This window comes from Peristeroidobacter soli (assembly GCF_004138485.1).
Classification (GTDB): domain Bacteria; phylum Pseudomonadota; class Gammaproteobacteria; order Steroidobacterales; family Steroidobacteraceae; genus Steroidobacter; species Steroidobacter soli.
In genome coordinates this window covers 432,606-448,030 of record NZ_RYEV01000004.1, presented here as the reverse complement: position 1 = coordinate 448,030, position 15,425 = coordinate 432,606, and the positions used below count along the sequence as shown (strand labels likewise).

General features: G+C 63.2%; 11 protein-coding genes. 10 read left to right on the top strand and 1 reads right to left on the bottom strand.

Translation table 11 applies throughout. The features are described 5' to 3' along the window. The first annotated feature begins 11 nt into the window (after nt 1–11). Nucleotides 12–1,511, top strand: a complete 1,500-nt coding sequence (gene nhaB, locus EKO19_RS17685; protein WP_129777782.1) for a sodium/proton antiporter NhaB — start codon at nt 12–14, stop codon at nt 1,509–1,511. A 132-nt stretch (nt 1,512–1,643) separates the two neighbouring features. Next, on the top strand, nt 1,644–2,927 hold the full coding sequence (tviB, locus tag EKO19_RS17680; protein ID WP_129777781.1) for a Vi polysaccharide biosynthesis UDP-N-acetylglucosamine C-6 dehydrogenase TviB: 1,284 nt from the start codon (nt 1,644–1,646) through the stop codon (nt 2,925–2,927). A gap of 5 nt (nt 2,928–2,932) precedes the next feature. On the opposite strand, the gene EKO19_RS17675 is transcribed toward tviB, so the two are convergent. Next, the gene (locus tag EKO19_RS17675; protein WP_129777780.1) at nt 2,933–3,346 is read right to left on the bottom strand and encodes a four helix bundle protein; all 414 of its coding nucleotides are present in this window, start codon (nt 3,344–3,346) and stop codon (nt 2,933–2,935) included. 109 nt (nt 3,347–3,455) lie between these two features. Here EKO19_RS17675 and EKO19_RS17670 point away from each other — a divergent pair, with 109 nt between their 5' ends. The 8 genes from EKO19_RS17670 to EKO19_RS17635 all read left to right on the top strand — a co-directional run bounded on the left by EKO19_RS17670 (nt 3,456) and on the right by EKO19_RS17635 (nt 15,420). After that, complete coding sequence (locus EKO19_RS17670; protein WP_129777779.1) at nt 3,456–4,463, top strand: NAD-dependent epimerase; 1,008 nt, start codon at nt 3,456–3,458, stop codon at nt 4,461–4,463. Nucleotides 4,464–4,571: 108 nt separating this feature from the next. Further along, nucleotides 4,572–6,218, top strand: a complete 1,647-nt coding sequence (gene pgi / locus EKO19_RS17665; protein WP_129777778.1) for a glucose-6-phosphate isomerase — start codon at nt 4,572–4,574, stop codon at nt 6,216–6,218. 27 nt (nt 6,219–6,245) lie between these two features. Next, nucleotides 6,246–7,331, top strand: coding sequence for a GDP-mannose 4,6-dehydratase (gene gmd / locus EKO19_RS17660; protein WP_129777777.1), 1,086 nt, complete (start codon nt 6,246–6,248; stop codon nt 7,329–7,331). A gap of 2 nt (nt 7,332–7,333) precedes the next feature. Further along, nucleotides 7,334–8,266 (top strand): GDP-L-fucose synthase, encoded by a 933-nt coding sequence (gene fcl / locus EKO19_RS17655; protein WP_157995311.1) that lies wholly within the window; start codon nt 7,334–7,336, stop codon nt 8,264–8,266. Between the two features lie 141 nt (nt 8,267–8,407). Next, nucleotides 8,408–11,356 (top strand): SLBB domain-containing protein, encoded by a 2,949-nt coding sequence (locus EKO19_RS17650; RefSeq protein ID WP_129777775.1) that lies wholly within the window; start codon nt 8,408–8,410, stop codon nt 11,354–11,356. Between the two features lie 11 nt (nt 11,357–11,367). Continuing rightward, nucleotides 11,368–12,246: a Wzz/FepE/Etk N-terminal domain-containing protein gene (locus EKO19_RS17645; RefSeq protein WP_129777774.1), complete on the top strand. Its 879-nt coding sequence runs from the start codon at nt 11,368–11,370 to the stop codon at nt 12,244–12,246. An 81-nt stretch (nt 12,247–12,327) separates the two neighbouring features. Continuing rightward, nucleotides 12,328–13,680, top strand: a complete 1,353-nt coding sequence (locus EKO19_RS17640; RefSeq protein ID WP_246038931.1) for a flippase — start codon at nt 12,328–12,330, stop codon at nt 13,678–13,680. Nucleotides 13,681–13,689: 9 nt separating this feature from the next. After that, nucleotides 13,690–15,420 (top strand): class I SAM-dependent methyltransferase, encoded by a 1,731-nt coding sequence (locus EKO19_RS17635; RefSeq protein ID WP_129777772.1) that lies wholly within the window; start codon nt 13,690–13,692, stop codon nt 15,418–15,420. Nucleotides 15,421–15,425: the final 5 nt, after the last annotated feature.

The following is a 15,425-nucleotide window of genomic DNA, read 5'->3' as shown; positions in this document are numbered from 1 at the left end:
CGCGACGGCTCATGCTGCACGCGTTTCGCAATCTGTTCCTGGGACATGCGCCGCGCTGGTACAAGCTGACCATCGTCGCTTTCTTGCTGCTCAACCCGCTGGTGGTGTGGTTGGGTGGCGCGCACGGCGCGACGGTCGCCGCGTGGCTCATCCTGCTGCAGTTCATTTTTACGCTGGCGATGGCGCTGAAGTGCTATCCGTTGCAGCCCGGCGGTCTGCTGGCGCTGGAAGCGGTGCTGCTCGGGCTGACGCACTCCGACTCGGTGTATCAGCACACGCTCACCGCGTTCCCCATCATCCTGCTGCTGATCTTCATGGTGGCCGGCATCTACTTCCTGAAAGAGATGCTGGTGTTCTGTTTCACCAAGCTGCTGCTGAGGGTGCGCTCGAATCTGTGGCTGGCCTTCTTGTTCTGCCTGGTGCCGGCGGTACTCGCGGCATTTCTCGATGCGCTCACCGTGCTCGCGGTCGTCATCACGGTCGCGATGGGCTTCTACGAGGTTTATCACAAGGTCGCCTCCGGCAAGTCTCATCACGATCCGCACGACAGCTCCGCCGATGAGCACGTCGGTGAGTTGCATCGATCGGATCTGGATGCGTTTCGCGCGGTGCTGCGAGGGCTGTTGATGCACGCGGGGGCGGGCACCGTCCTCGGTGGCGTGATGACGCCGGTGGGGCAGCCGCAGAACGTGCTGGTCGCCGAGCAGGCCGGTTGGAATTTCGTGGAGTTCTTCTCGCAGGTCGCGCCGGTCGCGCTGCCGGTGTTCGTGGTCGGCATCGTCACCTGTGTGCTGATCGAGCACATGAAATGGTTCGGCTACGGCACGCGCCTGCCGGATGCAGTTCGTCACGTGCTCGAAGCCTACGATCAGCAACAGCAGGCGCATCGCACGCAGCGCGATATGGCCATCATCGTGGTGCAGGCCATCACGGCATTGATTCTGGTGTTCGCACTGGCGCTCCACCTCGCGGCGGTCGGGCTGATCGGCCTGCTGGTGATCGTTCTGGCAACGGCGTTCACCGGCGTGACCGAGGAACAGCGCTTGGGCAAGGCGTTCGAGGCGGCCTTGCCGTTCACCGCGCTGATCGTCGTGTTCTTCGTCATCGTGGCGCAAATCCACGATCAGCATTTGTTCGAGCCGGTGATCGGCTGGGCGCTACAGCAGCCGGGGGAGACGAGGGCGGCGATCTTCTACCTGGCCAGCGGCCTGTTGTCCGCGGTCAGCGACAATGTGTTCGTGGCCACGATCTACATCACGGAAGTGAAGGCCGCCTTTCTGGAGGGCACGATCACCGCGCCGGAGTTCGGCCGGCTGGCGGTGGCCATCAATACGGGGACCAATATTCCGAGCATCGCCACGCCCAATGGCCAGGCGGCGCTGCTGTTCCTGCTGACCTCGGCGGTGGCACCGCTGATCCGGCTGTCCTATGGAAGGATGGTCTGGATGGCGTTGCCCTACACCTTCACCTTGACCCTGAGCGGTCTCTGGGCCGTGCTGACCTTGCTTTGACAAGCAATCCGACAGTGTTCCGGGCGCCGGTGCGATCAGCGTCCTTTAGACCTATGTCTCTATTTTGACTCCGGTTCTGTGGCATTCTTGCGCCCTTTGCGATCAACCCCTTCGGTTACACCCCGGACAGTTATGTCTCAATTCAGTCTGCGCGATTGCAAGCTCGGCGTGATCGGTCTCGGCTATGTCGGGCTGCCGCTGGCGGTGGAGTTCGGCAAGTCCTTCAACACGGTTGGCTTCGACATCAAGGCGGCGCGCGTCGCCGAGTTGAAGAAGGGCAAGGACAGCACCCTGGAAGTGGAGCCTGCGGAGCTCAAATCGGCCAAGCGCCTCACGTACACCACGAATTTGAAAGATCTGAAACCGTGCCAGGTTTACATCGTCACGGTGCCGACGCCGATCGACAGCTACAAGCGTCCGGACCTGACGCCCATCGAGAAGGCCAGCGAGCTGATCGGCCAGGTGCTGAAGAAGGGCGACATCGTGGTGTTCGAATCCACCGTGTACCCCGGCTGCACCGAGGAAGTGGCGGTGCCCATCCTGGAGCGTCTGTCCGGCCTGACTTTCAACAAGGATTTCTTCGCCGGCTACAGCCCCGAGCGCATCAACCCGGGCGACAAGACGCATCGTCTGACCACCATCAAGAAAATCACCTCCGGCTCGACGCCCGAGGTGGCCAGCTTCGTCGACGCGCTCTACGGCAGCATCGTCAAGGCGGGCACGCACAAGGCTTCCAGCATTCGCGTCGCCGAAGCCGCCAAGGTCATCGAGAACACGCAGCGCGACGTGAACATCGCGCTGATCAACGAGCTGGCGCTGATCTTCAACCGCCTCGGCATCGATACCGAGGAAGTGCTGGAAGCCGCCGGAACCAAATGGAACTTCCTGCCGTTCCGCCCGGGCCTGGTCGGCGGTCATTGCATCGGCGTGGATCCGTACTACCTGACGCACAAGGCGCAGGAGATCGGTTATCACCCCGAAATGATCCTGGCCGGCCGTCGCATCAACGACAACATGGCGATCTACGTCGCCGAGCGCATCGCGCAGCTCATGATCAAGAAGCGCATCCACGTGAATGGCTCGCGCATTCTGATGATGGGGCTGACGTTCAAGGAGAACTGCCCCGACCTGCGTAATTCAAAGGTCGCCGACGTGGTGGGCGAGCTGAAGAAGTTCGGCGCCAAGGTCGATGTGTTCGATCCGTGGATCGACGCCGAGGAGTGCGAGCACGAGTACGGCATCAAGCCGATCCGCAAGCCGGCCGCGGGCAAGTACGACGCGATCGTGATGGCGGTCGCACACAAGCAGTTCCGCGAGATGGGGATCGATGAGATCCGCTCGTTCGCGAAGAAGCCGCATGTGTTGTACGACATCAAGTATGTGTTCGATGCCGACGAGGTCGACGGCCGGCTCTGAGGCGGTTAGCGGTTGGCGGTTTGTGGTTGGTGGGCGCAGGCTTTGGCGTGCGCCGTCTGACTCGACGAAACCAGGCTCCGTATCAAACCGTTGAGCAGGCGGGCCACCTCGGCAATTTGTTCCAGGGTCGCCGCCGCGTCGCTGATCAGGGCCAGCCGGGCTGCAATCGTATAGGTGCTCTCGAGCTCCGCAAGTGAGCCTCGTGCGATATGCAGGAACTGAATGAATTCTGCGCGACTTCGTCGTGCGGATCCTTCGGCAACGTTGCTCGATATGGAGACCGCAGCGCGCCTGAGCTGACTTTGCAAGCCATAGCGTTCTTCCCTGGGAAGGGCGCTGGTCGAGGCGTACACTTTGCACGCCAACGCGATCGATTTTTGCCATACGACCAGATCCTTGTGGCTGATGATTTTGTCCATAGGTGCCAGGGTACGTGTGTCGCCGTGGCCCGGTTGATTGAAAAATTGGCCGTTCGCCGAGTTATTCGCTGTCTTTTGCCAACCGCCAACCGCTAACCGCCAACCGCATATGAAATTGCTTCTGACCGGCGCCGCCGGATTCATCGGTTTCACCACGGCCCAGATCCTGCTCGCGCGCGGCGACGAGGTCGTCGGTCTGGACAATCTCAACGACTACTACGATGTGACGTTGAAGCAGGCGCGGCTGGCGATCCTGCAGAAGTTTCCCAACTTCCGGTTCGTGAAAATGGACGTGGCCGATCGCGAGGGCATGGCCACGCTGTTCAAGCAGGAGAAGTTTCAGCGCGTGATTCACCTGGCCGCGCAGGCCGGCGTGCGTTATTCGATTCAGAACCCGCTGGCCTACATCGACAGCAACGTGGTCGGCTTCGCGAACATCCTGGAAGGCTGCCGGCACAACGGCGTCGAGCATCTGGTGTATGCATCGACCAGCTCGGTGTACGGCGCGAATACGAAGATGCCGTTCTCGGTGCATCAGAACGTCGATCATCCCTTGTCGTTCTACGCCGCGACCAAGAAGGCGAACGAGCTGATGGCGCACACCTACGCGCATCTCTACAACCTGCCCGTCACGGGCCTGCGCTTCTTTACGGTATACGGCCCGTGGGGCCGTCCGGACATGGCGTTGTTTCTTTTCACCAAGAACATCCTGGCCGGCAAGCCCATCGACGTCTTCAACTACGGCAACCATCGCCGCGATTTCACGTACGTCGACGACATCGCGCAGGGCGTGGTGCGGGCCATGGATCGTCCGGCCAAGCCGAATCCCGATTGGAACAGCGATGCGCCGGATCCGGCCACCAGCAAGGCACCGTACCGGCTCTACAACATCGGCAACAACTCGCCGGTGGAGCTGATGAAGTACATCGAGTGCATCGAGACCAACCTCGGCAAGAAGGCCATCAAGAACCTGTTGCCGCTGCAGGCGGGTGACGTGCCCGACACCTCGGCCGATGTGGACGATCTGGTGCAGGACGTGGGCTACAGGCCGGCGACCCCGGTGGAAGAGGGCGTGCGTCGCTTCATCGAGTGGTACGTGGGCTACTACGGCAAGTAGGCCCGTGGGCGGCGCCCACGCCCCGTCATAAAAGCTTCACCCTGCGCCGTCAGTGAGGTAGCCTCCGGCACCATTCCCGTGCCGAGTTACCTGCAGGAGGACTTTCCCATGACGCTAGCGAACACGACGCCTGAGTGGCAGGCGCTCGAATCTCACGCTGCGAGCATGCGGGGTCGGCATCTGCGGGAGCTGTTCGCGAACGACCCGCAGCGCGCGGTGACGTTCTCGCGGACCTCCGAGCTCAACCTGCTGTTCGATTTCTCCAGGCAGCGTGTCGACGCCGAGACGTTGCGTCTGCTGCTCTCACTCGCGAACGCGCGTGGCTTGCGCGCCCGCATCGACGCCATGTTCAGTGGCGAAAAAATCAACACCACTGAGAACCGTGCGGTGCTGCACACGGCGCTGCGCAATCGCTCCGACCGGCCCGTCCTCGTCGACGGACAGGATGTGATGCCTGAAGTGCGCGCCAGCCTGCAGAAGATGCGGGCGTTCGTCGAAGGCATTCATGGCGGCCGCATTCATGGTCACACCGGCAAGACCTTCACCGACATCGTCAATATCGGCATCGGCGGCTCCGATCTGGGCATCGTGATGGCGACCGAGGCGCTGGCGAGATATCGCAATCGCAATCTGCGTCTGCACTGTGTTTCGAACATCGACGGCGTGCAGCTCGGCGATGTGCTGGAGAAAGTCGATGCCGCGCGCACGCTGTTCGTCGTGTGCTCGAAGACCTTCTCGACGCTGGAAACGCTCACCAACGCGAAACTGGCGCGCCAGTGGATCGTCGATCGCCTGGGCGAGGGCGCGCCGGCGCGGCACTTTGCCGCCGTGTCGACCAACGCGAAGGCGATGGATGCTTTCTTAATTCCGCCACAAAACCGCTTTACGATGTGGGACTGGGTGGGCGGTCGCTATTCGGTGTGGTCGGCGGTGGGGCTGTCGGTGGCGCTGGCGCTGGGCATGGACCAGTTCGAGCTGATGCTGGACGGCGGCCACGAGATGGATGAGCACTTCCGTAACGCGCCGTTCGAGAACAATCTGCCGGTGCTGATGGGATTGCTCGGCGTCTGGAACCGGAATTTCCTCGGCCTGGATTCGCTCGCGGTGCTGCCTTATGACCAGCGGCTGCATCGCTTCCCCGCGTATCTGCAGCAGTTGGAAATGGAATCCAACGGCAAGAGCGTGACGCTGGAAGGCACGGCGTTGTCGTACGACAGCGGCGCGGTGTTGTGGGGCGAGCCGGGCTCGAATGCACAGCATTCGTTCTTTCAGCTGTTGCATCAGGGCACGGCGCGAGTGGCGCTGGATTTGCTCGCGCCGGTGAACGCATCGAGCCCGTTCCAGCAACAGCAGAATCTGGCGCTGGCGAATTGTTTCGCGCAGGCTCAGGCGTTCGCGTTCGGTCAGACCGAGGCGCAGGTGCGCCAGGATCTGGCGGCGAAGGGCACCAGCGACAGCGAGATCGCGCGGCTGATTCCGCACAAGCTGCATCCGGGCAACCGGCCGAGCACGGTGATTCTGTTCCCGCGCCTCGGGCCGAAGACGCTGGGCCGGCTGATCTCTTTGTATGAACACAAGGTGTTCACGCAGAGCGTGATCTGGGGCATCAACGCGTTCGACCAATGGGGCGTGGAGCTGGGCAAGAAGCTGGCGGAATCGCTCGCCCCAGCGCTGGAGAAGCCGGCGGACGCGGCGGTGGGGGCGGAGGCGTCGTTGAAGAATCTGTTGGAGCATGTGGCCCGCTGGCGCGGCTAGCGGAGCGTCGTCTGATGCGAGGATGCGGTGAAAAAAGCGCTGATTACCGGAATAACAGGCCAGGATGGCGCCTATCTCGCCGAGTTCCTGCTCGAGCGGGGCTATGAAGTCCACGGCATCAAGCGGCGGGCCTCGTCGTTCAATACCGATCGCATCGATCATCTGTATCAGGACCCGCACGAGCGCGGCGTCAAGCTGTTCCTGCACTACGGCGATCTGACCGACGCCACCAATCTGATCCGTATCATTCAGCAGGTGCAGCCGGACGAGATCTACAACCTCGCCGCGCAGAGTCACGTGCACGTTTCGTTCGAGACGCCGGAGTACACCGCCAACTCCGATGCGGTCGGCACCCTGCGCATTCTCGAGGCCATTCGGATCCTGGGACTGGAGCAGAAGACCCGTTTCTATCAGGCCTCGACGTCGGAGATGTTCGGCAAGGTTCAGGAAGTGCCTCAGCGCGAGACGACCCCGTTCTATCCTCGCTCGCCCTATGGTGCTGCGAAGGTCTATGGATATTGGATCACCGTCAATTATCGCGAGGCGTACGGCATCTACGCCTGCAACGGCATCCTGTTCAACCACGAGTCGCCGATTCGTGGCGAGACGTTCGTGACTCGCAAGATCACCCGCGGTCTGGCTCGAATCAAGGAAGGGCTGCAGGACACGATCTATCTCGGCAATCTGGATTCGTTGCGGGATTGGGGCCACGCGCGCGACTACGTCAAGGCGCAGTGGCTGATGTTGCAACAGGCGCAGGCGGAGGATTTCGTCATCGCCACCGGCGAACAGCACTCGGTGCGGGAGTTCGTCGAGCTCGCGGGCACTGAGCTCGGCATGCGGATCGAGTGGCGGGGCGAGGGTATCGAAGAGCAAGGCATCGATGCCACTTCCGGCCGCGCCATCGTCAAAGTCGACAGCCGCTATTTCAGGCCCACCGAAGTCGACACGTTGCTGGGCGATCCGACCAAGGCTCGAGCGAAGCTCGGCTGGCGTGCCGAGACCAGCTTCGACACGCTGGTGAAGGAAATGGTCGAGGCGGATCTGCAGAGCGCCCAGCGCGACGCGTTGGTGGCGCGCGAAGGCTTTCGCACCTATCGACGCCACGAATGACCATGTCTGCACAGAATGCGCGTATTTTTGTCGCCGGGCATCGCGGACTGGCGGGGAGTGCGATCGTGCGTCGGCTGCAGGCCGCGGGTTGCGCCAACCTGATCCTGCGTACCAGCGCCGAGCTCGATCTGCGCGATCAGGCGGCGGTCGAGCGTTTCTTTGCCGAAACGCGACCCGAGATCGTAGTACTGGCGGCCGCCAAGGTCGGTGGCATTCTGGCGAACGACAGCTACCCGGTCGACTTCCTGCGCGACAACCTGCAGATCCAGACCAACGTCATCGACGGCAGCTATCGGCACGGTGCCCGCAAACTGCTGTTCCTCGGCTCCAGCTGCATCTATCCCAAGTTCGCGCCGCAGCCCATGCCGGAGAGCTGTCTGCTCACCGGGCCGCTGGAGCCGACCAACGAGTGGTATGCGGTCGCCAAGATCGCCGGCATCAAGCTGTGTCAGGCCTATCGGCGCCAGTACGGCTTCGACGCCGTGGCGTTGATGCCGACCAATCTGTATGGCCCGGGCGACAATTTCGATTTGCAAACATCGCACGTGTTGCCGGCGTTGCTCAGAAAGTTTCACGAGGCCAAGGCACGCGGCGATCGGGAGGTCGTGGTATGGGGCACCGGCACGCCGCGCCGGGAATTCCTGCATGTCGACGACCTGGCCGACGCTTGCTGGTATTTGCTGAACAACTACCAGGGCTACGAGCCGGTCAACGTCGGCACCGGTCAGGACATTTCCATTGGCGAGCTGGCGGCGCTGATCGGGGAGATCGTCGGCTTCCAGGGCGAGCTGCGTTTCGATACGTCCAAGCCGGACGGCACGCCTCGCAAGCTGCTGGATGTGACGCGGCTAAGCAGCCTGGGATGGCAGGCGAGAATCGAGCTGCGGGCGGGGATCGCAGCCACCTATAGCTGGTTCACCGCGAACGCGCGCTAACCTCACTCGCGGGAGTCGCATCGGTCGCGGGCTCAGACAAGGGGACCGGCGCGGCCGCCAATTAGTCGCATCCACGCGGATATTCTTGTGTAAACTTGCGGCCCTCACGCAGGGACCACAACTCAATTAAGCGCGGCATTGATGTTCAGATTCAGATTGTCCGGCCGGAAGCTGTGGCTGGTTACCGCTGCTATATGCTGTTTTCTTGAGCAGACCCTCCTGTCGGTCGCCGCGGCTCAGAATCCGAGCCCGGATCAGATCGAAATGTTTCGCAACCTGTCGCCGGAGCAGCAGCAGGCGATTCTGGAATCTCTGAACAACGGCGGCGGCACCGGTTCCCTGGGCACCGGCAGCACCGGCGGCGTGCGTTCGGACCGGCGGCTGAACTTCCCCCAGACGGTACGTCCCCGGACCGGCGAGAACGAGGATGGGGATGAGGACGGGCGGCTCACCGCCACCGGCGTCCCGAAACCAGCCCGACTGAAAGCCAATGACACTGTGCTGCTGACGCTGGAGATTCGTCAATACCAGCGGCGCGCGCCCGAGATCGAGGAACGTGAGCGGCGCGAACGGGAGCAGGCGGCGACGCAGCCGGCCATCCCGGGGCGTGGCGTCACCCTGCCGGCTGCGCCCCCCAGCGCGGAGCGGCGTTCTGGGGACAACGCCGCGGAGCCCAAATTGCTCGAGCGCTCCGCAGATGAGACTGCCCGGCTCGAAGAGTTCCGTGAACGAGTCCTGCGCCGTAATCCTTACAAACTCGACAAATGGGGCATTCTGAACATTGCCGAGCTCGGGCCGATTCCGCTGGCGGGGCTGACCATGGAGGAGGCGACTCAGCGCCTGTCCGCCGAGCTGCGCCTGACCGACTACATCGTCACCGTGACCCGGCTGCCGCTGAAGCCGACGGGCACCCAGGCGCTGAAGCCGTTCGGATATGACCTGTTCGCGGGCTCGCCGTCGACGTTCGCGCCGGCCACCGACGTGCCGGTGCCGGCGGAGTACGTGGTCGGGCCCGGCGATACCATTCAGGTCCAGCTGATCGGCAACACCAAAGGACGTTATTCGCTGTCGGTCGGACGCGACGGACGAGTCAATTTTCCCGAGATCGGTCCGGTCGCGGTCAGTGGCCGGCGCTTCGAGGAGGTGCGCGAGGACCTCGAGGCTCGGGTGCAGAACCAGATGATCGGCACCCAGGCCAGCGTCAGCATCGGCGAGTTGCGCTCGATCCGCGTCTTCGTGCTGGGCGACGCCGAGACTCCGGGCTCGTACACGGTCAGCGGTCTGTCCACGATCACCAACGCATTGTTCGTGAGTGGAGGAGTCAAGAAGATCGGCTCGTTGCGTAACATCGAACTGAAGCGCGCCGGGCGCATGGTCTCCAGACTGGACCTCTACGATCTGCTCCTGCACGGCGACACCAGCAACGATGTGCGCTTGTTGCCTGGCGACGTCATTTTCATTCCGCCGGTCGGGGCGAGCGTGGGACTGGCGGGAGAAGTGCGGCGGCCGGCGATTTACGAGTTGAAGCAGGAGACCACGGCGCAGCAGCTGATGCAGCTCGGTGGCGGTCTGCTGCCCGAGGCGGATGCGAGCATCGCGACGCTCGAGCGTGTCAATGAAGAGCGCCAGCGCATCACGATCGACGTGAATCTGAATGCGGCGAGCGGACGGGGCACGCAGCTGCGCAGCGGCGACACGTTGCGGGTGCCGACGATCCGGCCGGTGCTGGAGCATTCGGTGACGATCAGCGGTCACGTGCACCGGCCTGGCGAATATCAGTTCCGTCCCGGCATGCGCCTCACGGATGTGATTCCGTCGTTGGATGAGCTGCAGCAGGGAGCCGATCAGCGCTACATCCTGGTTCGTCGCGAGATTGCGGACCGGCGCGTCCGCGTGTTTTCCGCCGACCTTTCCAGCGCCTTGCAGAATCCGCAGTCCGCGGCGAACTTCGAGCTGGCACCGCGCGATCAGATCTTCGTATTCGATCAGGAGTCCGGCCGCGACCGCATCATCGAGCCGCTGATGCGCGAGCTGCGCCTGCAATCGCGGATCGACGAGCCCACCGCCGAAGTGAGCGTCGCCGGCAAGATCAAGATTCCTGGCAAGTATCCGCTCGAGCCGGGCATGCGGGTCAGCGACCTGTTGCGCGCCGGCGGCAGCCTCGATGAAGCTGCCTACGGCGGCCAGGCCGAACTTACGCGGTACGAGGTGGCGGGCTCGGGAGCCCGGCAAGCCGAGCTGATCTCGATCGATCTGCGTCGCGCGCTCGATGGCGACCCGGCGGCCGACCTGGCGCTGCGGCCCTTCGACTACCTCGTGATCAAGGAAGTGCCATTGTGGGCGGCGCAGGAAGAAGTGGAGATTCGCGGCGAGGTACGCTTCCCCGGCCGGTATCCGATCTATCGGGGCGAGACGCTGCGCTCGGTGATGGAGCGTGCCGGCGGCCTGACCGATCTGGCATTCCCCGAAGGCGCGATCTTCACCCGCGAGGAATTGAAGGAACGCGAGCGTAAGCAGCTCGCCAGTCTCGCGACCCGAATGGAATCCGATCTGGCGCAGGCCTCGTTGATGTCGGCACAGGAAACCGGCAAGGACGCGACGCAGGCGCTGGCCGTGGGGCAGTCTTTGCTGGCCAATCTGCGCGATGCCAAACCGGTGGGGCGCCTGGTCATCGATCTGGATCGCGCCAGCGCGGCCCGGCAGGGCTCCGAACAGGACATCGTCCTGAAAGATGGCGACCAGCTGCTGGTGCCGCGCGTGACGCAGGAAGTGACGGTGATCGGCGAGGTGCAGAGCGCCACCTCGCATCTGTACCGCAAGGATCTGTCTCGCGATGAATACATCGCGATGAGTGGCGGCCTGACGCCGCGAGCCGACGACGAGCGCATCTACGTGGTGAGAGCAGACGGCAGTGTCGTGACGCGCTCGGGCAGTGCCTGGTTCAACGGCGGCGGCGTCGATATCAAGACGGGCGACACCATCGTCGCGCCGCTGGATACCGAGAGAATGCGCCCGTTGCCGTTCTGGATCGCCGTGACCACCATCATCTATAACCTGTCCATCGCGGCGGCTGCGGTCAACTCGTTCTGAGGCGAGGGTTCTTGAATACGCAAGTTCACACTCAGGAGCCCGCCAGCTTCGTGGATCTGGCCACGCTGGCCGCGATACTGTGGGCGCGCCGCTGGTGGATCGCCGCATGTGTGGTGTTGTTCACCCTCGTCTCGGCCGCCGCGGCGTTTATCATCACGCCGGTCTATCGCGCCACGACCGTGATGGTCGCGGTCGATATCGAGAAGAACGGTATGGGCATGCTGGGCTCGGCGCTGGGTCAGTTCGGCGGCTTGGCTTCGCTGGCTGGCTTGAATCTGGGCTCGGGCAATGCCGCCGCCGAAGAATCGCTCGCAGTGTTGCGCTCGCGCGAGTTCACCGAGGCCTTCATCCGCGACAACAACCTGATGCCGCAGCTGTTCGAAAAACGCTGGGACAAGGACAAACAACAATGGAAGGGCGATCCGGAGAAGTACCCCACGCTGGCGCAGGCCTGCAAATACTTCGATAAGAAAGTGCGCCGGCTGTCGCAGGACAAGAAGAGCGGGCTGATCACCATGAACATCGACTGGCGGGATCGTGCCACCGCGGCGGCCTGGGCCAACGAGCTGGTGTCCCGTCTCAATGCGGAGATGCGTGCGCGTGCCATCGCCACGACCAACTCATCGGTGACTTATCTGCAGAACGAGCTGGCGGGCACCAACATGGTCGAGGCCAGGCAATCGATCGGCCGGTTGATGGAAGCGCAGATCAATCGGCGCATGTTCGCCAACGTGACCGAAGAATATGCGCTGCGCGTCGTCGATCGCGCGCTGGAGCCGGATCGCAAGGAAGACATCGTGCGCCCGAAGAAGGCGATGATCATCGCCATCGGTGCGTGTCTCGGCCTGTTATTGGGCGCCAGCGCAGCGCTCGTCTTCAAACGCGCCTAGGCCGCCGGCGAGCGTCGCTCCGAAGACGCTCGCCACGACCCGTTGCCGGCGCACGGCCTAATCAAGGATTGCTGGTTGACTATGACGGTAGCGGCTGAACGATCGTCGCAGGCAGAGCCGAGGAAGGAGGCGTTCAGTCACCGACGCCTGAGCAAGAACGTACTGTGGAATTTCCTGGGCACGGCGCTGCCCATGCTCGCTGCCGTGGTGGCGATCCCGCCGCTCATCGCGCAGGCCGGCGTGGATCGTTTCGGCATTCTGTCGCTCGCCTGGATCGTGGTCGGTTATTTCAGCCTGTTCGATTTCGGTCTGGGGCGCGCGGTCACGCAGCTCATCGCCGACAAGCTCGGCCGCCGGCAGGAGCAGGAGATACCGCCGCTGGTGGGCACCGCCATGGGAATCATGACGGCGCTCGGTCTGTTCGGCGCGGTGGTGGTCGCGCTGCTGTCGCCCTGGCTGGTTCACCACCGCTTGCAAGTGCCGCCGCAGCTGCAGGCGGAAACCCTGACCGCGTTTTATATCCTCGCCGTCTCCATTCCCTTCGTGATCCTGACCACGGCGCTGCGAGGCATTCTCGAGGCGTATCAGCAATTCGGCCTGGTCAACGTCGTGCGGGTGCCGCTCGGCCTGGCCAGCTATCTGGGCCCGCTGGCGGTGCTGCCGTTTTCGACGCAGTTGCCGGCGCTGGTCACGACGCTGCTCGCGGCACGCGTGATCTCCTTCGTCGTCTATCTGCTGATTTGTTTGCATCACCACCCGCAACTGCGACGCAACTTCCGCCCGGTAGGTGGCGCGATGCTCAGGCAACTGCTGGCCTTCGGCGGCTGGATGACCGTCAGCAACGTGGCCGCGCCGCTGCTGCTGTATCTGGGCAGACTGTTGATCGCCGTGCTGGTCTCGGCGCAGGCGGTCGCCTATTTTTCGACGCCCTACGATGTGGTGATCAATCTGTTGATCGTTCCCGGCGTGCTGGTCGGCGTGTTGTTTCCTTCCTTCAGTCAGCTGTTCCAGAGCGATCCCGGGATGGTGCGATCCCTGTACAATAGATACCTACTCATCATCGCGGCCATCATGGCGCCGGCGGCGCTGGTGGTGTATCTGCTGGCCGAGCCGGGGCTGGCATGGTGGATCAACCCGGACTTTGCCGCGCACGGCTCTCGGGTCGCGCAGCTGCTCGCTGTCGGGATTTTCATCAACAGCTTCGGTCATCTTTCGCAGGCGCTGGTGCAGGCGTACGGCAGGCCGGATCTGACCGCCAAGCTGCACGTCGCCGAGTTGCTGGCGTATGTGCCCTATCTGTGGTGGTTGATCGACAGGCAGGGCATCGATGGTGCCGCCATCGCCTGGGTGGTGCGCGTCACCTTGAGTACCATCGCGCTGTGGTGGCTGGCTCGCGCCTGTCTGGCCGGCTCGATCCGCCCACGGAACAACTAGGTCGTCAGCATGAATCCGCAGAACATAGTCAGCAACGAGCTGGTCCAGGATGACTCTTCGGTCTGGGTCCTGAAGGATCATCGCAATTTCGGTTATTCGGATGGCGCGGAGTCGGAGCGTTATCTCGCGAGCGTGTTCTCGCAGGCGCGCGATCTGAGCGCCGGTTCGGTCGAGCTCGAGAGTCACATCAAGGACTGGCCGAGCGAATATCACCTCACCAGCAAACGCGTGCAGCTGTTGAGCGGCTTCCAGTTCGATCGCCAGCTGAAAGTGCTCGAAGTGGGCTGCGGCTGCGGCGCCATCACCCGTTTTCTGGGCGAGACGTTCGACCAGGTCGTGTCGGTCGAAGGCAGTCTCAATCGGGCCCGGCTGGCGCGCCAGCGTACCCGCGATCTGAACAGCGTCGCGGTGGTTTGCGCGCCGTTCCAGGAGATCCAGTTCACCAGCAAGTTCGACGTGGTGTTCTGCATAGGCGTGCTGGAATATTCCGCCTCGTTCGTCGCCGGCGACGATCCATACGACGCGGCGCTGCGGTACTTCGCCGACATGCTCGCGCCGAATGGCATCCTGATCGTGGCGATCGAAAATCAGTTCGGCTTGAAATATTTCAATTCGGCTCGGGAGGACCACCTCGGCACGCTGTTCGAGGGTCTCGAGGGGTATCACCGCTTGCCGAACAAGGTCCGCACCTTCGGCCGCGAGGAGCTGCAGCGGCGCATCGGCCGGTATTTCCCGGCGATGCAGTTCTACTATCCCTATCCGGACTACAAGCTGCCCGACTGCGTGCTGGCCGAGGAGTTCGTCGCCTCCGGTCGCGGCGGCGAGCTGATTTCACAAATGCATTCGCGCGACTACGCGGGCGACCTGCGGCCCAGCTGGGAAGAATCGCTGGTGTCGCTGGAGCTGGCGCGCAATGGCGCCTTGCCGTTCTTCGCGAATTCCTTTCTGGTGGTGGCCGGCAAACAGGGGCTCGCGGGTGTCGCGTTCGGCCAGCAGGGCGTGCTCTTCTCGCCGCCGCGACAAGCGCAATTCCGGACGAGAACCACGATCGCCGCGGAGACTCCGAGCCACCCGCTGCGCGTTCACAAGCGCTCGCTGAGGGGCAGCGCCACGGCCGAGAGCGGACCCATGCGCTGGCGGGAAACGCACTCCGACTGGATCGACAGTTATTCGCTACAGACCACACTGGACCTGCGCTGCCGGTCAGCCCGGCGTTCGCTCCAGGAAATCTTCGAGCCGTGCCGGGACTGGCTGCGCATGCTGCAGGAACAAAGCACGACGCACGAAGGGGTTCGCTATCTGGATGGTGAGTACGTCGATTGCACCTGGTCCAATGTCTATCCGCGGGACGGCGGTTGCACCGTGGTCGATCGGGAATGGTCCTGGGCGGAGCGCGTGCGTCTGAACGCCGTCGTCATCCGCGCCATCTACGGTTTCCTGCATCGTCTGCAGGCCATGCGCACGCCGCCGGCGGCGCTGACCGGCAGCAGCGGGGCGGAGCTCATCAAGAAGATCGGCTGCGCCCTCGGCGTCGAGCTGGACAAACGGGATTTCGAAGCATTCGTCGGGCTCGAATCGCGGCTGCAGGCGGCCGTGTTCGGGCAGCCGGCGAAACGCCATGAAATCTTCCTGCGCTGGTTTCTATGGAACAGATCGAGCCTGAACTCCTTCAGAACGGCGCGCAAACATGCGCTGCGTCTGCGCGCCTCGGTGCGCAATCGGATCGCTCGTTTCGCTTGACGGTG

Coding starts and splice junctions, on each gene's coding strand:
- nhaB (WP_129777782.1), top strand. CDS start 12: ATGCTGCACGCGTTTCGCAATCTGTTCCTGGGACATGCGCCGCGCTGG.
- tviB (WP_129777781.1), top strand. CDS start 1,644: ATGTCTCAATTCAGTCTGCGCGATTGCAAGCTCGGCGTGATCGGTCTC.
- EKO19_RS17675 (WP_129777780.1), bottom strand. CDS start 3,346: ATGGACAAAATCATCAGCCACAAGGATCTGGTCGTATGGCAAAAATCG.
- EKO19_RS17670 (WP_129777779.1), top strand. CDS start 3,456: ATGAAATTGCTTCTGACCGGCGCCGCCGGATTCATCGGTTTCACCACG.
- pgi (WP_129777778.1), top strand. CDS start 4,572: ATGACGCTAGCGAACACGACGCCTGAGTGGCAGGCGCTCGAATCTCAC.
- fcl (WP_157995311.1), top strand. CDS start 7,334: ATGTCTGCACAGAATGCGCGTATTTTTGTCGCCGGGCATCGCGGACTG.
- EKO19_RS17650 (WP_129777775.1), top strand. CDS start 8,408: ATGTTCAGATTCAGATTGTCCGGCCGGAAGCTGTGGCTGGTTACCGCT.
- EKO19_RS17640 (WP_246038931.1), top strand. CDS start 12,328: ATGACGGTAGCGGCTGAACGATCGTCGCAGGCAGAGCCGAGGAAGGAG.
- EKO19_RS17635 (WP_129777772.1), top strand. CDS start 13,690: ATGAATCCGCAGAACATAGTCAGCAACGAGCTGGTCCAGGATGACTCT.